This window comes from Citrobacter sp. RHBSTW-00524 (genome assembly GCF_013747755.1).
Lineage (GTDB): Bacteria > Pseudomonadota > Gammaproteobacteria > Enterobacterales > Enterobacteriaceae > Citrobacter > Citrobacter braakii.
Window position 1 is genome coordinate 2,379,356 of record NZ_CP056421.1, and the last position, 21,754, is coordinate 2,401,109.

Annotated in this window: 22 protein-coding genes; 14 read left to right on the forward strand and 8 right to left on the reverse strand. The window is 51.1% G+C overall.

Annotated features, from left to right (window positions below; all coding sequences use genetic code 11):
* The first annotated feature begins 51 nt into the window (after positions 1-51).
* From rnm to rluB, 3 genes are all read left to right on the forward strand, one after another.
* Complete coding sequence (rnm, locus tag HV229_RS11465; RefSeq protein WP_029139558.1) at positions 52-930, forward strand: RNase AM; 879 nt, start codon at positions 52-54, stop codon at positions 928-930.
* Entirely contained in the window at positions 927-1,547 is a 621-nt protein-coding gene (locus tag HV229_RS11470; protein ID WP_016153256.1) for an L-threonylcarbamoyladenylate synthase, read from the forward strand. The genes rnm and HV229_RS11470 overlap by 4 nt, the downstream gene beginning before the upstream one ends.
* A gap of 100 nt (positions 1,548-1,647) precedes the next feature.
* Positions 1,648-2,523 (forward strand): 23S rRNA pseudouridine(2605) synthase RluB, encoded by an 876-nt coding sequence (gene rluB / locus HV229_RS11475; RefSeq protein WP_006684306.1) that lies wholly within the window; start codon positions 1,648-1,650, stop codon positions 2,521-2,523.
* 83 nt (positions 2,524-2,606) lie between these two features.
* On the opposite strand, the gene cobO is transcribed toward rluB, so the two are convergent.
* The gene (cobO, locus tag HV229_RS11480; protein ID WP_016156652.1) at positions 2,607-3,197 is read right to left on the reverse strand and encodes a cob(I)yrinic acid a,c-diamide adenosyltransferase; all 591 of its coding nucleotides are present in this window, start codon (positions 3,195-3,197) and stop codon (positions 2,607-2,609) included.
* On the reverse strand, positions 3,194-3,955 hold the full coding sequence (locus tag HV229_RS11485; RefSeq protein WP_016156651.1) for a YciK family oxidoreductase: 762 nt from the start codon (positions 3,953-3,955) through the stop codon (positions 3,194-3,196). Before HV229_RS11485 ends, cobO begins: the two co-directional genes overlap by 4 nt.
* 210 nt (positions 3,956-4,165) lie before the next feature.
* On the opposite strand from HV229_RS11485, the gene sohB reads away from it, so the two are divergent.
* Positions 4,166-5,212: a protease SohB gene (gene sohB / locus HV229_RS11490; RefSeq protein WP_016153253.1), complete on the forward strand. Its 1,047-nt coding sequence runs from the start codon at positions 4,166-4,168 to the stop codon at positions 5,210-5,212.
* A 53-nt stretch (positions 5,213-5,265) separates the two neighbouring features.
* Here sohB and HV229_RS11495 read toward each other — a convergent pair whose 3' ends face one another.
* On the reverse strand, positions 5,266-5,517 hold the full coding sequence (locus HV229_RS11495) for a YciN family protein (RefSeq protein WP_003020616.1): 252 nt from the start codon (positions 5,515-5,517) through the stop codon (positions 5,266-5,268).
* 397 nt (positions 5,518-5,914) lie between these two features.
* On the opposite strand from HV229_RS11495, the gene topA reads away from it, so the two are divergent.
* The 5 genes from topA to acnA all read left to right on the forward strand — a co-directional run bounded on the left by topA (position 5,915) and on the right by acnA (position 13,267).
* Positions 5,915-8,512, forward strand: coding sequence for a type I DNA topoisomerase (gene topA, locus HV229_RS11500; RefSeq protein WP_016153252.1), 2,598 nt, complete (start codon positions 5,915-5,917; stop codon positions 8,510-8,512).
* Between the two features lie 208 nt (positions 8,513-8,720).
* Positions 8,721-9,695, forward strand: coding sequence for an HTH-type transcriptional regulator CysB (gene cysB / locus HV229_RS11505; RefSeq protein ID WP_016153251.1), 975 nt, complete (start codon positions 8,721-8,723; stop codon positions 9,693-9,695).
* A 314-nt stretch (positions 9,696-10,009) separates the two neighbouring features.
* Complete coding sequence (locus HV229_RS11510) at positions 10,010-10,150, forward strand: YmiA family putative membrane protein (protein WP_213083732.1); 141 nt, start codon at positions 10,010-10,012, stop codon at positions 10,148-10,150.
* Between the two features lie 3 nt (positions 10,151-10,153).
* On the forward strand, positions 10,154-10,324 hold the full coding sequence (locus HV229_RS11515; RefSeq protein WP_176442202.1) for a hypothetical protein: 171 nt from the start codon (positions 10,154-10,156) through the stop codon (positions 10,322-10,324).
* A gap of 267 nt (positions 10,325-10,591) precedes the next feature.
* Positions 10,592-13,267, forward strand: a complete 2,676-nt coding sequence (acnA, locus tag HV229_RS11520) for an aconitate hydratase AcnA (RefSeq protein WP_181547590.1) — start codon at positions 10,592-10,594, stop codon at positions 13,265-13,267.
* A 50-nt stretch (positions 13,268-13,317) separates the two neighbouring features.
* Here acnA and ribA read toward each other — a convergent pair whose 3' ends face one another.
* Positions 13,318-13,908 (reverse strand): GTP cyclohydrolase II, encoded by a 591-nt coding sequence (ribA, locus tag HV229_RS11525; protein ID WP_016153247.1) that lies wholly within the window; start codon positions 13,906-13,908, stop codon positions 13,318-13,320.
* A 202-nt stretch (positions 13,909-14,110) separates the two neighbouring features.
* On the opposite strand from ribA, the gene pgpB reads away from it, so the two are divergent.
* The 5 genes from pgpB (at position 14,111) to yciH (ending at position 17,764) form a co-directional block, all read left to right on the forward strand.
* Positions 14,111-14,875: a phosphatidylglycerophosphatase B gene (gene pgpB / locus HV229_RS11530; protein WP_049043120.1), complete on the forward strand. Its 765-nt coding sequence runs from the start codon at positions 14,111-14,113 to the stop codon at positions 14,873-14,875.
* Between the two features lie 149 nt (positions 14,876-15,024).
* On the forward strand, positions 15,025-15,333 hold the full coding sequence (locus HV229_RS11535) for a LapA family protein (protein WP_006684318.1): 309 nt from the start codon (positions 15,025-15,027) through the stop codon (positions 15,331-15,333).
* A gap of 6 nt (positions 15,334-15,339) precedes the next feature.
* Positions 15,340-16,509, forward strand: coding sequence for a lipopolysaccharide assembly protein LapB (gene lapB, locus HV229_RS11540; protein ID WP_016153245.1), 1,170 nt, complete (start codon positions 15,340-15,342; stop codon positions 16,507-16,509).
* Between the two features lie 190 nt (positions 16,510-16,699).
* Positions 16,700-17,437: an orotidine-5'-phosphate decarboxylase gene (pyrF, locus tag HV229_RS11545; protein WP_137380333.1), complete on the forward strand. Its 738-nt coding sequence runs from the start codon at positions 16,700-16,702 to the stop codon at positions 17,435-17,437.
* Positions 17,438-17,764, forward strand: a complete 327-nt coding sequence (yciH, locus tag HV229_RS11550) for a stress response translation initiation inhibitor YciH (RefSeq protein WP_016153243.1) — start codon at positions 17,438-17,440, stop codon at positions 17,762-17,764.
* A 90-nt stretch (positions 17,765-17,854) separates the two neighbouring features.
* Here yciH and osmB read toward each other — a convergent pair whose 3' ends face one another.
* From osmB to pdeR, 4 genes are all read right to left on the reverse strand, one after another.
* Positions 17,855-18,073, reverse strand: a complete 219-nt coding sequence (osmB, locus tag HV229_RS11555; RefSeq protein ID WP_003020583.1) for an osmotically-inducible lipoprotein OsmB — start codon at positions 18,071-18,073, stop codon at positions 17,855-17,857.
* Positions 18,074-18,341: 268 nt separating this feature from the next.
* Positions 18,342-19,094: a DNA-binding transcriptional regulator YciT gene (locus tag HV229_RS11560; RefSeq protein ID WP_016153242.1), complete on the reverse strand. Its 753-nt coding sequence runs from the start codon at positions 19,092-19,094 to the stop codon at positions 18,342-18,344.
* A gap of 95 nt (positions 19,095-19,189) precedes the next feature.
* Positions 19,190-19,381 (reverse strand): hypothetical protein, encoded by a 192-nt coding sequence (locus HV229_RS11565; RefSeq protein WP_161623181.1) that lies wholly within the window; start codon positions 19,379-19,381, stop codon positions 19,190-19,192.
* A 173-nt stretch (positions 19,382-19,554) separates the two neighbouring features.
* Positions 19,555-21,546 (reverse strand): cyclic di-GMP phosphodiesterase, encoded by a 1,992-nt coding sequence (gene pdeR, locus HV229_RS11570; protein WP_047358151.1) that lies wholly within the window; start codon positions 21,544-21,546, stop codon positions 19,555-19,557.
* Positions 21,547-21,754 lie beyond the last annotated feature (208 nt).

The window sequence follows — 21,754 nt, forward strand, 5'->3', positions numbered from 1 at the left end:
CTAAACCGCTATGATGGGCGGGTTAAGACATTTAGTGAAACGGGAGCCGCATTGAGCGACACGAATTACGCAGTGATTTATGACCTGCACAGTCATACTACAGCCTCCGATGGGCGATTAACGCCAGAAGCCTTAGTACACCGTGCGGTAGAGATGCGAGTCGGTACACTGGCGATCACCGATCATGACACCACGGCGGGTATTGCGGCGGCAAGAGAAGAAATTTCACGTGCGGGTTTAGCGTTAAATTTGATCCCTGGCGTCGAGATATCAACAGTCTGGGAAAACCATGAGATCCATATCGTGGGTCTGAACATTGATATCGCCCATCCAATGATGTGCGAATTTCTGGCGCAGCAAACGGAACGTCGTCAGCAGCGCGCGCGCCTGATTGCTGAACGACTCGACAAAGCGCATATTCCCGGCGCGTGGGAAGGGGCATTACGCCTGGCTGATGGCGGGGCGATCACTCGGGGGCATTTCGCGCGTTTCCTGGTGGAGTGCGGAAAAGCCACAACCATGGCGGATGTCTTTAAAAAATATCTTGCTCGTGGGAAAACCGGTTACGTTCCGCCACAGTGGTGTACAATAGAACAAGCTATTGATGTCATTCATCATTCTGGCGGTAAGGCAGTTCTGGCTCATCCTGGGCGGTACGATCTTAGCGCTAAGTGGCTGAAAAGACTGGTTGCGCATTTTGCTGAACATCACGGCGACGCGATGGAAGTGGCACAGTGCCAGCAGTCTCCCAATGAACGCACCCATCTGGCGACGCTTGCGCGTCAGCATCAACTGTGGGCATCGCAAGGGTCTGATTTTCATCTACCCTGCCCATGGATTGAGCTGGGTCGTAAACTCTGGTTGCCCGCAGGCGTAGAAGGCGTCTGGCAACTTTGGGAACAGCCCGAGACCACAGAGAGGAAAGTATGAGCCAGTTTTTTTATATTCATCCCGAAAACCCACAGCAGCGACTGATCAATCAGGCCGTTGAAATCGTGCGTAAAGGAGGGGTGATCGTCTATCCAACTGATTCCGGCTATGCGTTGGGTTGCAAAATTGAAGATAAAGGCGCAATGGAGCGCATTTGTCGCATCCGTCACCTGCCGGACGGGCACAACTTTACGCTGATGTGTCGTGACCTGTCCGAACTGTCGACCTATTCGTTTGTCGACAACGTGGCCTTCCGTTTAATTAAAAACAACACGCCGGGCAACTACACGTTCATCCTGAAGGGGACGAAAGAAGTACCACGTCGACTGTTGCAGGAAAAACGTAAGACCATTGGTTTGCGTGTACCCTCGAATCCGATTGCGCTGGCGCTGCTGGAAGCGCTGGGCGAGCCTATGCTCTCTACATCACTGATGCTGCCGGGCAGCGAATTTACCGAGTCAGATCCGGAAGAAATCAAAGATCGTCTGGAGAAAGTGGTGGATTTGATTATCCACGGTGGATATCTCGGTCAGCAGCCAACCACGGTCATTGATTTAACCGATGATTCCCCGGTGGTATTGCGCGAAGGCGTCGGCGACGTTAAACCTTTCTTATAAGGGCGCGAACCGCTATACTACGCGGCCTTAAAATGGCGCTGACTGGCGCCGTTGATTCTCCTGTTCGACGCCTGTGAAGGCGACATCTAAAGGAAGCTCTATGAGCGAAAAGTTACAAAAAGTGCTGGCGCGCGCTGGCCACGGTTCTCGCCGTGAAATTGAATCCATAATTGCCGCGGGTCGCGTGAGCGTTGATGGCAAAATTGCCACGCTCGGCGATCGCGTTGAAGTTACGCCGGGTCTGAAAATCCGTATCGACGGTCATCTGATTTCGGTGAAAGAATCTGCGGAGCAAATCTGCCGTGTTCTGGCTTATTACAAGCCAGAAGGTGAACTGTGTACCCGTAACGACCCGGAAGGTCGTCCGACCGTGTTTGATCGTCTGCCAAAACTGCGCGATGCGCGCTGGATTGCCGTGGGACGTCTGGACGTGAATACCTGTGGTTTACTGCTGTTTACCACCGATGGCGAACTGGCGAACCGTCTGATGCACCCAAGCCGCGAAGTTGAACGTGAATATGCGGTGCGTGTGTTTGGTCAGGTTGATGACGCAAAACTGCGCGATCTGAGTCGTGGCGTGCAGCTGGAAGATGGTCCGGCCGCATTTAAAACGATCAAGTTCAGCGGCGGTGAAGGGATCAACCAGTGGTATAACGTCACGTTGACCGAAGGGCGTAACCGTGAAGTCCGTCGCCTGTGGGAAGCCGTGGGCGTGCAGGTAAGTCGTCTTATCCGTGTACGTTACGGTGATATCCCACTGCCGAAGGGCCTGCCGCGTGGCGGCTGGACGGAACTTGACCTCGCGCAGACCAACTATTTGCGTGAACTGGTGGAACTGAAGCCGGAAACCACCTCTAAAGTTGCCGTCGAGAAAGATCGTCGCCGTATGAAGGCAAACCAGATCCGCCGTGCGGTGAAGCGCCACTCTCAGGTTGGCGGCAGCCGTCGTCCGGGCGGTCGCAGCAACAACGGTTAATCATGAGTAGGCCTGATAAGCAACGCGCCATCAGGCGTTAGCGTGGAGCCGGATGCGGCGTAAGCGCCTTATCCGGCCTACTGTCAGTAATCGATCCCCATCTGGGCTTTCACACCCGCTTCAAAGGCGTGCTTAACCGGTCGCAGCTCGCTGACCGTATCCGCTAACTCCAGAATATCGCGATGACATCCACGACCGGTGATAATGACCGTTTGATGGGCAGGGCGCGCGTTTAGGGCATTGATGACCTCGTCGAGCGGCAGATAGTCGTATGCAACCATGTAGGTCAGCTCGTCCAGTATCACCATATCCAGCTCTGCGTCGGCCAGCATCCGCTTGCCGTGTTCCCATACGGCCATGCAGGCTGCGGTGTCGGACTCGCGGTTCTGCGTTTCCCAGGTAAATCCTGTCGCCATGACCTGAAACTCAACGCCGTGGGGTTCGAGTAAGTTACGTTCACCGTTTGGCCACGTCCCCTTAATAAATTGCACTACGCCGACTTTTTTACCGTGGCCTACTGCGCGCGTGGCGGTACCGAACGCGGCGGTGGTTTTACCCTTACCATTTCCGGTGAACACAATAATAATCCCTCGCTCGTCTATGGCGGCGGCAACACGGGCGTCAACCCGGTCTTTTACGCGCTGCTGGCGCTGCTGATAGCGTTCTTCACTCATTGGGCGATTCCTGGTTTACGGCCCGGCTGGGCATCGAAAGTCATACCGGTTTTACGGCGGCTGTCATCGCCCATCAGCCACAGGTAGAGCGGCATAATATCGGCGGGGGTTTTCAATTTTTGCGGATCTTCCGTCGGGAACGCGCTGGCTCGCATGCCGGTACGCGTTCCACCAGGATTGATACAGTTTACGCGCAGGTGGCGGTTCTGATATTCATCAGCCAGAACCTGCATCATTCCTTCGGTAGCAAATTTGGAGGTGGCGTATGCCCCCCAGTTGGCGCGCCCCTGGCGACCGACGCTGGAGGAGGTAAAGACCAGCGATCCGGCATCTGATTTGAGCAACAACGGCAGCAATGCCTGAGTCAGCATAAAGGTGGCGTTCACGTTTACCTGCATCACGTCCTGCCATACCTGCGGGTTTTGCTCGCTCATCGGGCAAATGTCACCGAGCAATCCGGCATTATGCAGTACGCCATCCAGACGCGGGAAATGCGCGGCAATGCGCTGTGCGAGCTGGTGGCATTCGTCAGACGTACAGGTGAGCAGATCCAGCGTGAACCAGTGTGGTTGCGTACCTTTTTCTTCGGCGATGGAGCGGGCAACCTGACGCAGTTTTTCTTCGTTACGCCCTAACAGAATAACGGTCGCGCCGTAACGCGCGTAGGTCTGTGCGGCTTCACGCCCGATACCATCGCTGGCACCGGTGACCAGAATAATGCGGTCCTGTAGAAGATCTTGTTTCGGTTGATAATGCACGGCTACTCCTCGGCGACGTCCTGGCCATCTCGTTCGCGATAACTTTTGGGCTTTATGCCTTAAACCCTGTTCTTTTTCAATCAGCCAAAGGCAATAACACCGCAAAATGAACGCGTTGTCATGCTTTTTACTGAATGGATGAAGCAAGACGGGTTAACAAGGCTGTTGTACACTGAGCGAAAGTAGCGTTGTTTAACCAAGGTGGGTCACGTGGAATTGTTGTCTGAATATGGGTTGTTTTTGGCAAAAATTGTCACTGTCGTGGTGGCTATTGCGGTGGTAGTTATGCTGATCGTAAACGCGACACAACGCAAACGTCAGCGTGGGGAATTGCGGGTTATTAATCTCAGCGATCAATATAAAGAGATGAAAGAAGACCTGTCGCTGGCCTTATTGGATGGACATCAGCAAAAATTCTGGCATAAGGCGCAGAAAAAGAAACACAAGCTTGAGGCGAAGGCCGCTAAGGCAAAAGCGAAACTGGGAGACAGTACGTCATCTGATAAACCACGGGTATGGGTACTTGATTTTAAAGGCAGTATGGATGCCCATGAGGTCAGCGCATTACGCGAAGAGGTGACGGCAGTGCTGGCGGTCGTTAAACCCCAGGATCAGGTTGTAGTTCGTCTGGAAAGTCCGGGCGGCGTAGTACACGGCTATGGCCTGGCCGCGTCCCAGTTACAACGTCTGCGCGATAAGCAGATCCCGCTGACCGTTACGGTAGATAAAGTCGCTGCGAGCGGCGGATATATGATGGCTTGCGTGGCGGATAAAATTGTCTCGGCGCCGTTTGCTATTGTCGGCTCTATTGGCGTTGTGGCACAGATCCCGAACTTTCACCGCTTCCTGAAAGGGAAAGATATTGATATCGAACTGCACACCGCCGGACAGTACAAGCGTACGCTGACCTTACTTGGTGAAAACACGGAAGAAGGGCGGCAGAAATTCCGCGAAGACCTGAACGAAACCCATCATCTGTTTAAAGATTTTGTACAGCGCATGCGTCCGGCTCTGGACATTGAGCAGGTTGCCACGGGTGAACACTGGTTTGGTCAACAGGCGCTGGCCAACGGGCTGGTGGATGAGATCAATACCAGTGATGAGGTGATCCTCGGACTGATGGACGGTCGTGACGTATTGAACGTACGTTATCTGCAGCGTAAAAAACTGATGGACCGTTTTACCGGCAGTGCCGCCGAGAGCGCCGATCGTTTACTGATGCGCTGGTGGCAGCGGGGGCAAAAACCGTTGATGTAAAATTGTAATTGCCGGATGAGGCGCAGCCGTCATCCGGCAAATCATTTCTCGTGTTAATCGATCAAGTGATACTTTTCAGAAAGTACGTGCGCCAGATGTTTAAACATATTAAACACCGCCGTACTTTTGGGCGTCGGTAGCCCTTGTTCGTCTAAAAAGTAATCTCCGCTGAAAACCAGCACGCCATTTCGCTGCGTTACGCCGGTGGCGACAATCCCCGCCAGCGTGTCCTCATGCTCACGAATGATTTTGTTGGCTTCAATCAGCAGTGTTTCGCGATCGATGGGTTGAGTGTCTTTATGCATTATTTACTCCTTAAACAAGGACATTAGTCTACGCCGAGCCCGGCTTATGGGCAAATATTCCCTGACTTAAATGAAGGTCTTACGACAGTGTTGCAAGTGGCGAGATTTGTTTTTGCATGCTAATAAAGTTGCGTAACGCATTTTATCAGGTACAGTGTGACGCTTTCGTCAATCTGGCAACAGATTTGCTTGACATTCGACCAATACTCCGTCGTGCTATAGCGTTTGTGAGCGAAAAAGCCTGTTAACTCAGTTACATGAGAGTTACATTACAAGCGCGAATCAGTTTAAGGGTTGATATCCGCCGACGCAGAGACCATATCGATGTCTCGTCGCCAGTGGAAGGTGAATCAACGTGCGACGCATTCTGGAAGAATCAAATTAGGTAAAGGTGAATATGGGTAAAGCTCTTGTCATCGTTGAGTCCCCGGCAAAAGCCAAAACGATCAACAAGTATCTGGGTAATGACTACGTGGTGAAATCCAGCGTCGGTCATATCCGTGATTTGCCGACCAGTGGCTCAGCAACTAAAAAGAGCGCCGACTCAACCTCCACCAAAACGGCTAAAAAGCCCAAAAAGGATGAACGTGGCGCTCTCGTCAATCGTATGGGTGTTGACCCGTGGCACAACTGGGATGCGCGCTATGAAGTGCTGCCCGGTAAAGAAAAAGTTGTTTCTGAACTGAAGCAACTGGCTGAAAAAGCCGACCACATCTATCTCGCAACCGACCTTGACCGCGAAGGGGAAGCCATTGCGTGGCACCTGCGGGAAGTGATCGGCGGCGACGACACCCGCTACAGTCGCGTGGTGTTTAACGAAATTACCAAAAACGCTATTCGTCAGGCGTTTGAAAAACCGGGCGAACTGAACATCGACCGCGTCAATGCGCAACAGGCGCGCCGCTTTATGGACCGTGTTGTGGGCTATATGGTGTCGCCGCTGCTGTGGAAAAAAATTGCGCGAGGCCTGTCAGCAGGCCGCGTACAGTCGGTTGCCGTGCGTCTGGTGGTTGAGCGTGAACGCGAAATCAAAGCATTCGTTCCAGAAGAGTTCTGGGAAATTGATGCTAACACGACCACGCCAGGCGGCGACGCGTTACCGCTTGAGGTGACGCATCAGAATGATAAACCGTTCCGTCCGGTCAACCGGGAACAAACGCTTGCCGCCGTTAGCCTGTTGGAAAAAGCGCGCTACAGCGTTCTGGAACGTGAAGATAAGCCGACCAGCAGCAAGCCGGGTGCGCCGTTCATCACCTCCACGCTACAGCAGGCCGCCAGCACGCGTCTGGGCTTCGGCGTGAAGAAAACCATGATGATGGCGCAGCGCTTGTATGAAGCGGGCTACATCACTTATATGCGTACTGACTCAACCAACCTGAGCCAGGATGCGGTGAACATGGTTCGCGATTACATCAGCGATAATTTCGGCAAAAAGTATCTGCCGGAGAGCGCGAACCAGTACGCCAGCAAAGAGAACTCGCAGGAAGCGCACGAAGCTATCCGTCCTTCCGATGTCGCCGTTCAGGCGGAATCGCTGAAAGATATGGAAGCCGATGCGCAAAAACTGTATCAGCTGATCTGGCGCCAGTTTGTTGCCTGTCAGATGACGCCTGCTAAATATGATTCCACCACGCTGACGGTGGGCGCGGGTGATTTCCGTCTGAAGGCGCGTGGTCGTATTCTGCGCTTCGATGGCTGGACGAAAGTGATGCCTGCGCTGCGTAAGGGCGATGAAGACCGCATTTTACCTGCGGTGGATAAAGGCGATACGTTGACGCTCATCGAACTAACACCTGCGCAGCACTTTACCAAACCGCCTGCGCGCTTCAGTGAAGCTTCGCTGGTTAAAGAGCTTGAAAAACGTGGTATTGGTCGTCCATCCACGTATGCGTCGATCATTTCTACCATTCAGGATCGCGGTTATGTTCGCGTTGAGAACCGTCGCTTCTACGCTGAAAAAATGGGTGAAATCGTCACCGATCGTCTGGAAGAAAACTTCCGCGAACTGATGAACTACGACTTTACCGCGCAGATGGAAGACAGTCTCGACCAGGTGGCAAATCACGAAGCCGAATGGAAGGGCGTACTCGACAACTTCTTCACTGATTTTACTCAGCAACTGGATAAAGCCGAGAAAGATCCTGAAGAGGGCGGTATGCGTCCGAACCAGATGGTGCTGACCAGCATTGATTGCCCAACCTGCGGACGCAAGATGGGTATTCGTACCGCCAGCACCGGTGTTTTCCTGGGGTGTTCTGGCTATGCGCTTTCCCCGAAAGAGCGTTGCAAAACCACCATTAACCTGGTGCCGGAAAACGAAGTGCTGAACGTGCTGGAAGGCGACGATGCGGAAACCAACGCTCTGCGCGCCAAACGTCGCTGCCAGAAGTGCGGCACGGCGATGGACAGCTACCTTATCGATCCTAAGCGCAAACTGCACGTATGTGGTAATAACCCTACCTGCGACGGCTATGAGATCGAAGAAGGCGAATTCCGCATCAAGGGTTATGACGGTCCTATCGTTGAGTGCGAGAAATGTGGCTCTGAAATGCACCTGAAAATGGGACGTTTCGGCAAGTACATGGCGTGTACCAACGACGAGTGCAAAAATACCCGTAAGATCCTGCGTAACGGTGAAGTTGCTCCACCGAAAGAGGATCCGGTTCCGTTGCCAGAACTGCCGTGTGAAAAATCTGATGCGTATTTCGTGTTACGTGATGGTGCTGCAGGTATCTTCCTGGCGGCAAATACGTTCCCGAAATCACGTGAGACACGTGCGCCGCTGGTTGAAGAGTTGTACCGCTTCCGCGATCGTCTGCCGGAAAAACTGCGCTATCTGGCAGATGCGCCGCAGACTGACCCGGACGGCAACAAGTCGATGGTTCGTTTCAGCCGTAAAACCAAGCAGCAATACGTTGCTGCGGAGAAAGACGGTAAGGCGACCGGCTGGTCCGCGTTCTTCGTTGACGGTAAATGGGTAGAAGGGAAGAAATAACAGCATTCCGGCTGAATTTCTCCTCAAAGGGTCGCGTAAGCGGCCCTTTTTGTTTCTGGCGTATTATTTTTTGTCATCCCTATACAGCTCACATAGAAATGATATAGTGGTTATAGTTAACACACTTTTTATTATTAAATCGTATTAGCAGCGCCAACAAGCCTGCTCTGAAACGATGATTTGATGGCGCAAATCGGGATGGCTTAACATGAAATTACAGCAGCTTCGCTACATTGTTGAGGTGGTGAACCACAACCTTAATGTCTCCTCAACGGCGGAAGGGCTTTATACCTCGCAGCCAGGTATCAGTAAGCAAGTTCGTATGCTGGAAGATGAACTTGGCATCCAGATTTTTGCCCGTAGCGGTAAGCACCTGACCCAGGTTACGCCAGCGGGGCAGGAAGTCATTCGAATCGCGCGAGAAGTTTTGTCGAAGGTGGACGCCATTAAGTCCGTTGCTGGCGAACATACCTGGCCGGACAAAGGCTCACTGTATATCGCCACCACGCACACTCAGGCGCGTTACGCTTTGCCGAACGTCATTAAAGGCTTTATTGAGCGTTATCCTCGCGTCTCATTGCATATGCACCAGGGGTCGCCGACGCAAATCGCCGAAGCCGTCTCGAAAGGGAATGCAGATTTTGCTATCGCGACGGAAGCCCTGCACCTGTATGACGATCTGGTGATGCTGCCTTGCTACCACTGGAACCGTTCGATTGTCGTTACGCCGGACCATCCGTTGGCGGGCAAATCCGCCGTATCCATTGAAGAACTGGCGCAGTATCCACTGGTGACCTACACGTTCGGATTTACCGGACGTTCGGAACTGGACACCGCGTTCAATCGTGCGGGTCTGGAGCCGCGTATAGTTTTTACCGCGACCGATGCCGATGTCATTAAGACCTATGTACGCCTGGGCCTCGGCGTGGGGGTAATTGCCAGTATGGCGGTTGATCCTGTCTCCGACCCTGACCTGGTGCGCGTTGATGCCCATGATATCTTCAGCCATAGCACCACCAAGATTGGTTTTCGTCGCAGCACTTTTTTACGCAGTTACATGTATGATTTTATTCAACGTTTCGCGCCGCATCTGACGCGTGATGTGGTGGATACAGCGGTGGCGCTACGTTCCAACGACGATATTGAAGCCATGTTTAAAGATATTAAATTGCCTGAGAAATAATAACGGCTGTTACCTCGTCGGTATCCTCAAACATAAAGCGATACCGACGGCAGAGTCTGAATCTATTCAATATTTTTCCTCTATATATTAACCATATATTGTTTATGGTAAACACTTGCTAAAGTAGTTTCAAATTAGTAAGGTCGCCAAAAATCCCTCTCAAATATTTATAACCGATCAAATAATTAATTTATTTATCAGGTCGAGTATGAAAATTATCTGGCTTTTTTTGACCTTTTTTATTAGGATTCCTCCTATCTGATGATTAATTGTACCGATTGTTTGGTGCTTAAATGATAAGTGATTTCGATAGTATGAGGTTAGCGATGCCTTCAGGAAACCAGCCAGCACGCCGGGATCCCGTGATGAAACGTAAAGCCTGGTTCGCTGTGTTTCTTGGCTCTGCCGTGTTCTGGGTTATTGTCGCGCTCGTGGCCTGGAATGTGTGGGGGTAGGTCATGTCCACACTGGAACAACGCTCCACCGTGATGCCATATCCGGATGACCCTGAACAAGAGAGTCAACGCAGCGCAGAGAATAAGCCGAATATTCCAGCGACCTGGAAACTCTCTCCTGAACAACGGGCGTTTATCGATCTGTTTGCGGATGATGATGAACAGAAACAATAATTGATACGAATTTTATAATTATTATTAGTTCGTTGTCTTGTACTGCAAATATTTTATTCCGGGCAATCGTGATGAGCCATGCTTATCACCGTATTAACCTTGACCGCTTAAACCTTTCTCCTCGCCAGATACTTCAGTTGCCCCTTTTGTAGCCCTCCACTTTTATCAATTTGAGTTGTTATCAAAGCGTTACATTTTGTTTGTGTTATCTTTAATACTAACCCTGAGGAAAATCAGGGGATCCAACCCTGTCATTAAGGAGGAGCTATGTCGTCGACCCTACGAGAAGCCAGTAAGGACACATTGCAGGTTAAAGATAAAACCTACCGTTACTACAGTCTGCCGCTGGCCGCTAAATCACTGGGTGATATCACCCGTTTACCGAAATCGCTAAAAGTTTTGCTGGAAAATCTGCTTCGCTGGCAGGACGGTAATTCCGTTACCGAAGATGATATTCATGCGCTTGCGCATTGGCTGAAGACCGCCCATGCCGATCGAGAAATTGCCTATCGACCTGCTCGTGTTCTGATGCAGGATTTTACCGGCGTGCCGGCGGTGGTCGATCTCGCCGCCATGCGCGAAGCGGTAAAACGTCTGGGTGGGGATACGGCAAAAGTGAATCCGCTTTCGCCAGTGGATCTTGTCATTGACCACTCGGTAACGGTGGATCGTTTCGGTGATGATGATGCTTTCGAAGAAAACGTGCGCCTGGAAATGGAACGTAACCATGAACGTTATGTGTTCCTGAAATGGGGACAGCAGGCATTTAGTCGCTTCAGCGTTGTACCGCCGGGTACGGGGATTTGCCACCAGGTTAACCTTGAATATCTGGGCAAAGCTGTCTGGAGCGAGTTACAGGACGGTGAGTGGGTGGCTTATCCCGATACACTGGTCGGTACCGATTCCCATACCACGATGATTAATGGTCTCGGTGTGCTGGGCTGGGGCGTTGGAGGCATTGAAGCTGAAGCGGCAATGCTGGGTCAACCGGTCTCAATGCTGATCCCAGATGTTGTGGGCTTTAAACTGGTGGGTAAACTGCGGGAAGGTATCACTGCCACCGACCTGGTTCTGACCGTCACCCAGATGCTGCGTAAGCACGGTGTAGTCGGTAAATTCGTTGAATTCTACGGTGATGGGCTGGACACCTTACCTCTGGCCGATCGAGCAACCATTGCGAACATGGCACCGGAATACGGCGCAACCTGCGGTTTCTTCCCGATCGATGACATTACCCTTGAGTATATGCGTCTGAGCGGGCGTAGTGAGGAACAGGTTGAGTTGGTCAATGCCTATGCTAAAGCGCAGGGAATGTGGCGTAACCCAGGGGATGAACCTGTGTTTACCAGTTCGTTGGAGCTGGATATGGGCAGCGTAGAGGCAAGCCTTGCTGGACCGAAGCGTCCGCAGGATCGGGTGGCGCTGGTTGATGTGCCGAAAGCCTTTTCGGCGAGTAATGAACTCGAGGTGAATAGCTCGCTGAAAGACCGTCAGCCAGTGGACTATACCATGAGCGGTCAGCAGTATAAGCTGCCGGACGGCGCGGTGGTGATAGCCGCTATCACCTCTTGTACCAACACCTCAAACCCAAGCGTACTGATGGCGGCGGGGCTGCTGGCGAAAAAAGCCGTAACGCTTGGTTTGAAACGTCAGCCATGGGTGAAAGCCTCGTTGGCGCCAGGATCGAAGGTGGTTTCCGATTATCTGGCAAAGGCTGGGTTCACTCCGTACCTTGATGAGCTGGGATTTAATCTTGTGGGTTATGGCTGTACCACCTGTATTGGCAACTCTGGACCCTTACCCGATCCTATCGAAACAGCCATCAAAAAAGGCGATCTTACGGTTGGGGCAGTGCTTTCTGGAAACCGTAACTTTGAAGGTCGTATCCATCCGCTCGTGAAGACCAACTGGCTGGCGTCTCCGCCGCTGGTGGTGGCCTATGCGCTGGCGGGGAATATGAATATCAACCTCACGAAAGATCCGTTAGGCCATGACAGAAAAGGCGATCCTGTTTATCTGAAAGATATTTGGCCGACAGCCAAGGAAATTGCCCGCGCCGTTGAGCAGGTCTCTACCTCCATGTTCCATAAAGAGTATGCTGAAGTCTTTGAAGGCACGCCAGAATGGAAAGCAATCCAGGTTGATCGCGCTGATACCTATGGCTGGCAGTCTGACTCGACCTATATCCGTTTGTCACCGTTCTTCGATGGTATGCAGGCTACGCCGGATCCGGTTCAGGACATTCACGGTGCGCGTATTCTGGCGATGCTCGGAGATTCTGTTACCACCGACCATATTTCTCCTGCCGGCAGTATTAAACCAGACAGTCCGGCGGGGCGTTATCTGCAAAGCCATGGCGTTGAGCGTAAAGATTTTAACTCCTACGGTTCGCGACGCGGGAATCATGAAGTGATGATGCGTGGTACCTTTGCCAATATTCGTATTCGCAATGAGATGGTACCTGGCGTGGAAGGTGGCATGACGCGTCATTTGCCGGGAACCGAAGTGGTGGCTATTTATGATGCGGCCATGCAATACCAGCAGGAGAACGTGCCTCTGGCGGTGATTGCTGGGAAAGAGTATGGATCCGGCTCCAGCCGTGACTGGGCGGCGAAAGGCCCACGTTTGCTGGGCGTTCGCGTGGTTATCGCAGAGTCTTTTGAGCGAATTCACCGTTCTAACCTGATTGGCATGGGCATTTTACCGCTGGAATTCCCGCAGGGCGTCACGCGTAAAACGCTGGGATTAACCGGTGAGGAGGCGATCGATATTACGGACCTACAAAACATTAAACCGGGGGCGACAGTTCCGGTGAGTATGGTATGCGCAGATGGGCGTAAAGAGGTGATTCTATGCCGCTGTCGCATTGATACCGCGACGGAGCTAACGTATTACCAAAACGACGGCATTCTGCACTACGTGATTCGTAATATGTTGAATTAAAATGCAAAAAAGCCTGCGAGAGCAGGCTTTTTGATAGGCGGTGACAACGATTATTTGCCCAGCAAATGTCCCATCTTGGCGGCTTTGGTGTCCAGATAATGTTCATTTTTTGGATTACGGCCCACGATCAGCGGCACGCGTTCAACAATATTGATTCCCGCTTCGGTCAGGATTTCTACTTTCTTCGGGTTATTGGTCAGCAAACGTACCGCATCCACGCCCAGCAGCTTGAACATATCGGCACACAGCGTGAAATCGCGCTCGTCTGCCGCAAATCCCAACTGATGATTCGCTTCAACGGTATCATAACCCTGGTCCTGCAACGCGTAAGCGCGGATTTTGTTGAGCAGGCCAATGTTGCGTCCTTCCTGACGGTGATAAAGCAGAATACCACGCCCTTCTTCAGCAATGTGGGTGAGGGCCGCTTCAAGCTGGAAACCGCAATCGCAACGCAGGCTAAACAGCGCATCACCAGTCAAACATTCGGAGTGGACGCGCGCCAGGACAGGTGTTTGGCCTGTTATATCACCAAAAACCAGTGCGACATGATCGTGTCCGGTTGCCAGTTCTTCAAATCCCACCATCAGGAAATCACCCCAGGGGGTTGGCAGTTTGGCTTCTGCCACACGTTTAAGCTGCATGTAATTCTCCAGATTATGCTGGCACTCGTCGTGCCTTCGCCTGTCGGCTTCTGTTCTGTATTACACTATTTTGCCATAAGGCAACGACGTTCACCTAATCGCGACCACGGATTCGCTTTTGGAATGGCACAAAATTGTCAATTTTCCCGACGTGTGAATTTTTCAGTTATGATTGTGATACTTATCGACGAAAGGAGAGGCAATGCTGTCTATTGCAAAGCGCACCGCAGTGGGGACCGGACTGCTACTTATCATGCCGGTTGCCGTATGGGTATCAGGCTGGAGCTGGCAGCCGGGGCACAATGTCTGGTGGTTAAAGTCCTTGTACTGGGTAACGGAAACAGTGACGCAGCCGTGGGGAATTATCACTCACGTTGCGCTTTGTGCATGGTTTCTGTGGTGCCTGCGTTTTCGTCTTAAAGCCGCGATAATGTTGTTTGCTATTCTGGCAGCGGCGATTTTAGTGGGACAGGGCGTGAAGTCCTGGGTAAAAGACAGGGTGCAAGAACCGCGACCTTTTGTCGTGTGGCTGGAAAAAACGCACCATATTCCGGTTGATGAGTTCTACACTTTAAAACGTAAAGATCGTGGGCATTTAGTCAAAGAACAATTGGCTGAACAGCAGGATATTCCAACGTTTTTACGCAAGCACTGGCAAAAAGAAACGGGGTTTGCCTTTCCGTCCGGACATACGATGTTTGCCGCCAGTTGGGCTTTACTGGGCGTAGGGCTGTTATGGCCGCGCAGACGTACGCTGACGATTGTGTTTTTGCTGACCTGGGCGACCGGCGTGATGGGCAGCCGCTTGCTGTTAGGCATGCACTGGCCCCGTGATTTGGTGGTGGCAACGCTGATTTCGTGGCTGCTGGTGACGCTGGCAACCTGGCTTGCACAGCGGGTATGCGGACCATTAACCCCACCAGTGCAGGAGAAAAAAGAAATCGCGCAGCGAGAACAAGAAAGCTAGCGATGATTGATTTTTCAAATTTTGCCCTTAAATCATAAAGTGGAAAGCGCTTTTCCGTTTCGCACTCGTTGTGAAAATGGTAATTTAAAGGGCTCAACGCGGTAAGTTGGACACGATTTATTCGCTCAAACCACATAACGGGAAGTAATGTGAAATATTTACTCATTTTCTTACTGGTGTTGGCGATTTTTGTTATTTCGGTGACATTGGGTGCGCAAAACGATCAACAGGTTACGTTTAATTACCTGCTGGCTCAGGGTGAGTATCGTATCTCTACGCTGCTTGCTGTATTGTTTGCTGCAGGGTTTGCGATTGGTTGGCTAATTTGCGGCCTTTTCTGGCTGAAGGTTCGTGTGTCTCTTGCGCGCGCCGAACGTAAAATCAAACGACTGGAAAACCAGCTTGCGCCTGCGACCGACGTTGCGGTATCTGCCGATTCGTCGGTTGTGAAGGAATAATTATTTATGTTGGAGTTGTTGTTTCTGCTTTTACCTGTAGCCGCTGCCTATGGGTGGTATATGGGTCGCAGAAGTGCGCAACAAACCAAGCAGGATGAAGCTAACCGTCTTTCTCGTGACTATGTCGCCGGGGTTAACTTCCTCCTGAGCAACCAACAAGATAAAGCGGTGGATCTGTTCCTTGATATGCTAAAAGAGGACACAGGCACCGTTGAGGCTCATCTCACCCTCGGAAACCTGTTCCGCTCTCGCGGTGAAGTCGATCGCGCAATCCGCATCCATCAAACGTTAATGGAAAGTGCCTCGCTGACCTACGAGCAGCGTTTGCTGGCCGTGCAACAGCTGGGGCGCGACTACATGGCCGCGGGACTGTACGACCGCGCGGAAGACATGTTCAATCAGCTTACCGATGAAACTGATTTTCGGGTTGGCGCATTACAGCAACTGTTGCAAATTTATCAGGCCACCAGCGAATGGCAAAAAGCCATTGATGTAGCAGAGCGTCTGGTAAAACTCGGCAAAGACAAACAGCGTAATGAGATAGCCCACTTCTACTGCGAACTGGCCTTACAGCAAATGGGCAGCGACGATATGGATCGCGCCATGACGCTGTTGAAAAAAGGCGCGGCGGCAGACAAAAACAGTGCACGGGTATCCATCATGATGGGTCGCGTGTACATGGAAAAAGGTGATTACGCGAAGGCGGTTGAAAGCCTGCAACGGGTCATTTCCCAGGATAAAGAGCTGGTCAGCGAAACGCTGGAAATGCTGCAAAGCTGCTACCAGCATCTGGGGAAAAACGATGAGTGGGCGGAGTTTTTACGTCGGGCCGTTGAGGAAAATACTGGTGCCGCCGCCGAACTGATGCTGGCTGATATTCTTGAGGCGCGTGAGGGGGCTGATACCGCTCAGGTCTATATCACTCGTCAGTTGCAACGTCATCCTACGATGCGCGTGTTCCACAAGCTGATGGATTATCATCTCCACGAAGCAGAAGAAGGGCGTGCCAAAGAGAGCCTGATGGTTCTGCGCGATATGGTCGGAGAGCAGGTACGTAGTAAACCACGTTACCGCTGCCAGAAGTGCGGTTTTACGGCGTATACGCTGTACTGGCACTGTCCATCCTGCCGTTCATGGTCAACCATTAAGCCCATTCGCGGACTTGATGGGCTGTAATTTTTAAAAAAAACCTCATTTTAGTTACAACATACTATTGGTGTGTAATCGATCCATCCTCAACCTCCGCTGCCGGTTCGCCTTGCAGAAATGTAATCGCGCCTGTTAATTTTCTATTACCGCAGGTAGAATGCACGCCGTTTACCCATTTCGCGCCGCCGTGGGCGCCCATCCTCAAGAAGGTCTGGTCATGACGTTTACTGCTTCATCTTCTTCTCGTGCTGTTACCGATTCTCCTGTCGTTGTCGCTCTCGATTATTCTAATCGTGATAAAGCATTAGCTTTTGTTGACAGAATTGATCCTCGTGATTGCCGTTTGAAAGTGGGCAAAGAGATGTTCACGCTTTTTGGGCCTCAGTTGGTTCGCGATCTACAACAGCGTGGTTTTGACATCTTTCTTGATTTGAAATTTCATGATATTCCCAATACCACCGCGCATGCAGTTGCCGCTGCTGCCGAACTTGGCGTCTGGATGGTTAACGTTCACGCTTCTGGCGGGGCGCGTATGATGACTGCAGCCCGTGAAGCCTTAGTGCCTTTTGGCCAGGATGCGCCGCTACTGATTGCCGTGACGGTTCTGACCAGTATGGAAGCCAGCGACCTCGCCGATCTAGGCGTGACGTTGTCACCTGCGGATTATGCTGAAAGACTGGCGCGCTTAACCCAGAATTGTGGTCTGGATGGTGTCGTATGCTCAGCTCAGGAAGCGGTGCGATTCAAGCAGGCGTTGGGCCAGTCATTTAAGCTGGTGACGCCGGGGATTCGTCCAGAAGGCAGCGAGGCGGGCGATCAGCGTCGTATTATGACACCGGAACAGGCGCAGTCAGCAGGTGTGGATTACATGGTGATTGGTCGTCCGGTCACCCAGTCGGCCGATCCCGCGCAGACGCTGAAGATGATCAATGCTTCCCTGAAACGAGGTGCGTAAATGAACGACTCAAACTCTCGTCTGGTCTACTCTACCGACTCCGGGCGTATTGATGAACCGAAAACAGCGCCTGAGCGTCCAAAAGGCGATGGCATTGTTCGTATCCAGCGCCAGACCAGTGGTCGCAAAGGGAAGGGCGTGTGCCTGATTACCGGTATTGATCAAGACGATGCCGAACTGACCAAATTAGCCGCAGAACTGAAGAAAAAGTGTGGTTGCGGTGGAGCAGTGAAAGATGGCGTGATTGAAATTCAGGGGGATAAACGCGACCTGATTAAATCGCTGCTGGAAGCTAAAGGAATGAAAGTTAAACTAGCTGGCGGTTAATAAAAAAGCCACGGAAAATTTCCGTGGCTTTTTAATAATACAGACCTGAAAAAGTAAACGTATTATTATATCGAGCCGTTTAACCGTAGATTATTTACCCACCTGGTGGCCAATAATACCACCTACTGCAGCACCACCCAGCGTACCCAGCGTGCTACCGTCAGTCAGGACTGCACCACCTATTGCACCTGCACCAGCACCGATTGCGGTGTTACGATCTCGTTTGGACCAGTTAGAGCAGGCACTCAGCGACATTGCCAGAGTAATCGCCAGAATGGCAGCGGTCATTTTTTTGCTCGTTACTAACATAATACTTTCTCCTGAATTATTGATTCACGGAATCCAGTGTTCTTTAAGGATAGCGTCAAATTAAGACTATCGAAGATATTTCCGTGAAACCGTTTAGCGAAGTCATTACAAACACTATCCTGAAGTTGGAGGTTCGTTCCTGTTATATCGCTAACATTAATTTTACGACTTTATCCTGTTAACGACAGGTAAAAAGTCTTAATTGGATTGTCAGATAACTCTCAGAGAGCAGATGATTTGTCTGCTGACAAACCATCTACTGAAGATTTTATGCGTGGGCATCAATGATATTGACGATTAATCCTGAATGTTCGAGCTGCATTTGTACGCTGGCGCTGAGTCTGGAGTCCGTTACTACGCGGCTGAATCGCTCTAATGGACCCAGCGTGTAAGGGTGAATGGCGTCGAATTTTGAGCTGTCGGTCAACACAATAACTTCTGCGCCTTTTTCCAGCACCGCGTTAACCACGTCAGAACGCATCATATCGCGTCCGGTAAAACCGGTATCAGCCTGCCAGCCGTCAATGCCGATAAAGGCCTTACTGAAGTGTACCTGCTGGATAAACTGGCGAGTTAAAGGGCCGACCATGCTCTCACTTTTTTTCTGGTAAATTCCACCGAGAAGTATCACTTCACAGGGCGTTTCTTTGAGCAGATGAGCAATGTAGCTGCTCACGGTGATGATGGTGACATCTTTTTGCTCTGCCAGCGTTCTGGCCAGAAGTGCATTGCTGCTGCCATTCTCAATGAATACGGATTCGCCTGGACTGACCAGAGATGCAGCGAATTCAGCCAGTTCACGTTTCAGAGTGAAATTGGTCATCATGCGCGTTTCAACATCATCGCTGTTCAATGAAACAGCAAAACCGTGGGCTCGGCGTAAGTAACTCTGTTTTTCCAGCGTGTTCAGATCCTGTCGAATCGTCACTTCGGAGACACCGGTGACTTTTGCCAGATCGGCGACGCTCATCTGACCTTTATCGGTCACCATCTGCAAAATAGATTGTTGTCGGGAATTCATAGTATTAATTTTATTGCGATATCGTATCGGAAATTAAACGGAAACTGCATTATCTGCAGTTTGCTGATAGCAGCGACATCAAAAGATCACTGTCATCAGATCTCCCATGGCGCCTTCTGCTTTTTCGCCAAAGATTCGGCATCTTCTTTGACCGTGTTTAACAGTTCAGCTTTCAAAATTTCAAGATTGTGGATGGCTGAGTGGTAATCACCTGCAACGAGGATATCCAGCACGGTATCAATACGTTCGGCCAGACGCTGAGCGTCGATATCAGACATGGTCGTCATCCTAATGGCAATAGAGTGTGAATTTCATGATGCAGAATTTCATGGCAAAAGAGAAGGGAAAAATAGTATTAACCTGAACGATTGAAGAATATTATATATTCTGTGATTACATGCGGATAGCGTCGTCATGTAATGTCCATTTATGGCTATTTATCACCTTCATTCTCTCTGCATTAGCGCATTTTTTTACTCAGATGGCGGCGATACCAACGTTCAAATGCGGCGGCTGGCATTGGTTTGGCGAATAAAAACCCCTGACGTTCATTGACGCCATTTTTGGTCAGAAACGCATCCTCTTTCGCGCTTTCCACGCCTTCGGCGATGACCTGCAGGTTGAGCGCCTGTGCTACCGCAACTATGGCCCGTACCAGCGATTGTGAAATGGATTGTTTGTGGATCTCTCTGACAAAGGTCTGATCCAGTTTAATGGCATCTAGCGGGAAGCGGGCCAGTTGAGACAGCGACGAATAACCGGTACCAAAATCATCCAAATGGATTTGCGCTCCTAACTGGCTAAACTGCTGAATGACTGACAACGCCAGTTGCTCATTTTCTATCAAACTGCTTTCCGTTAATTCAACATCGATGGGGCAATACTCAAAGTTGAGCTCGTGAAGTACCTGCTTAAGTGCGGTAAACAGCGTCTGGTCGGCGAGCTGGCGGGCAGAAACGTTTACCGCCACGCGCAGGTTTATTCCCTTGTCGCGCCATTTCGCGACCTGGCGCACAACGTCGAGAATAACCCAACGCCCCAGCGGGACGATGAGCCCCGATTCTTCGGCGTAGGAGATAAACTCCAGCGGTGGAATGAGGCCGCGTTCCGGAGATTGCCAGCGAACCAGCGCCTCCAGGCTGCGCACTTCACCGCGCCAGGTTATCTTTGGCTGATAATGGATAACCAGTTGATCGTTATCCAGCGCCTTACGCAGATTAGTATCCAGCCACAGATATTCAAATACTCGCTGATTCATTTCCGGAGAAAAAACACAAAACTGCCCACGGCCACCTTCTTTCGCGGTGTACATGGCTGTATCCGCGTTACGAATGACGCTCTCGCAGTCCTGACCATGCTGAGGTGCGAGGGATATACCAATAGAGCATCCGGTATAGACTTCAATCAGACCGATGCGGAAGGGCTGGCGCAGGCGCGTCAGAATGCGTGATGCGGTGGCTTCCAGTGTGCCCTGGGATGTTTCGGTGGCAAGAACAATGAATTCATCGCCGCCAAACCGCGCCAGGATCTGGTTGTCTTCGAGGCAACTGAGGATTGCCAGCGACACGCTTTGTAGTAGCTGATCGCCAAACATATGCCCGTAGGCATCGTTTACCTTTTTGAAGTTATCCAGATCGAGGTACGCAATACCGACCTGCGTATCGCCCGCGTTCTCAATCGCATTGCTGATCAGTTCATGAATTGCGTTGCGGTTTGGTAATCCAGTGATGGAGTCGGTATTCGCCAACACCCGCAGTCGTTCCTGCGCGCGGCGTTCTTCAGTGATATCGGTCCCGGAACAGATCAGAAAAATTTCGTTCTTGCCGCTACCGTTATGCACAAATTTATTGCGAAACAGAAACAGACGCTGGCCTTTGCAGGTCTTGACCCAGCGTTCAACCTCATACGAGTTACCTTCGCGAAAAAAGACCTCAATATTGCGCCGTGAAGCCGCCGCTTCACGACGGCTCATAAATAATGTGAATACACTTTGACCAATGACTTCACGTTCTTTGAGGCCGGTGTACTCTTCGCACAGGCGATTAAACCGCTGAATGTTGCCCATGCGGTCAAGAATGACAATAACGGAATTGGCTTCGGAAACGACTTGTTCGGCAAAAGAGAGGCCGTGGGCCAGATCGCGGGCGACGGAAGGGGTGTCATCCCAGGCGGATGCGCTACCGGCCCATTCGCGCTTATTGATTTTTCGACCGACCAGATGCACGGGAATGTCGTCATCTTCAATGGGCAACGTCATTAACAGACTTGACGTGATCACCGTCATTTCGCGAATGCGATCGGCTTGTTCAGGTAATAATTCGATGGTCTGATCAGCTTCTGACGCTTCGTCGATAGAGAAATGCAGGATGTTGCAATCCTCTGACAAACGCCAGTAGGGGTTATGAGTGCCCACATAGCTATACAACGTAACCAGCTCCCGGACGTCTTTCATCATGTGTACTATCCCGTTTAAAGCGCATAGAGCCTCAAAAGTATGGGTAGCCATGATTCATTCGGGGTGATTATGGCTGAACGTATTGTTTTTTTTATATATTTATGTTTAATCCAGAATCCGTAAAAAGCAAAGCCAGCGGAACTGAAAAAAGTAAAAAAATAAAATTGACCGAATGAAAGAAGTGTAGTGCGGTGGTGGGAATTTG

Coding starts and splice junctions, on each gene's coding strand:
- HV229_RS11470 (WP_016153256.1), top strand. CDS start 927: ATGAGCCAGTTTTTTTATATTCATCCCGAAAACCCACAGCAGCGACTG.
- rluB (WP_006684306.1), top strand. CDS start 1,648: ATGAGCGAAAAGTTACAAAAAGTGCTGGCGCGCGCTGGCCACGGTTCT.
- cobO (WP_016156652.1), bottom strand. CDS start 3,197: ATGAGTGAAGAACGCTATCAGCAGCGCCAGCAGCGCGTAAAAGACCGG.
- HV229_RS11495 (WP_003020616.1), bottom strand. CDS start 5,517: ATGCATAAAGACACTCAACCCATCGATCGCGAAACACTGCTGATTGAA.
- topA (WP_016153252.1), top strand. CDS start 5,915: ATGGGTAAAGCTCTTGTCATCGTTGAGTCCCCGGCAAAAGCCAAAACG.
- cysB (WP_016153251.1), top strand. CDS start 8,721: ATGAAATTACAGCAGCTTCGCTACATTGTTGAGGTGGTGAACCACAAC.
- HV229_RS11510 (WP_213083732.1), top strand. CDS start 10,010: ATGAGGTTAGCGATGCCTTCAGGAAACCAGCCAGCACGCCGGGATCCC.
- HV229_RS11515 (WP_176442202.1), top strand. CDS start 10,154: ATGTCCACACTGGAACAACGCTCCACCGTGATGCCATATCCGGATGAC.
- acnA (WP_181547590.1), top strand. CDS start 10,592: ATGTCGTCGACCCTACGAGAAGCCAGTAAGGACACATTGCAGGTTAAA.
- ribA (WP_016153247.1), bottom strand. CDS start 13,908: ATGCAGCTTAAACGTGTGGCAGAAGCCAAACTGCCAACCCCCTGGGGT.
- pgpB (WP_049043120.1), top strand. CDS start 14,111: ATGCTGTCTATTGCAAAGCGCACCGCAGTGGGGACCGGACTGCTACTT.
- lapB (WP_016153245.1), top strand. CDS start 15,340: ATGTTGGAGTTGTTGTTTCTGCTTTTACCTGTAGCCGCTGCCTATGGG.
- pyrF (WP_137380333.1), top strand. CDS start 16,700: ATGACGTTTACTGCTTCATCTTCTTCTCGTGCTGTTACCGATTCTCCT.
- yciH (WP_016153243.1), top strand. CDS start 17,438: ATGAACGACTCAAACTCTCGTCTGGTCTACTCTACCGACTCCGGGCGT.
- osmB (WP_003020583.1), bottom strand. CDS start 18,073: ATGTTAGTAACGAGCAAAAAAATGACCGCTGCCATTCTGGCGATTACT.
- HV229_RS11560 (WP_016153242.1), bottom strand. CDS start 19,094: ATGAATTCCCGACAACAATCTATTTTGCAGATGGTGACCGATAAAGGT.
- HV229_RS11565 (WP_161623181.1), bottom strand. CDS start 19,381: ATGACGACCATGTCTGATATCGACGCTCAGCGTCTGGCCGAACGTATT.
- pdeR (WP_047358151.1), bottom strand. CDS start 21,546: ATGAAAGACGTCCGGGAGCTGGTTACGTTGTATAGCTATGTGGGCACT.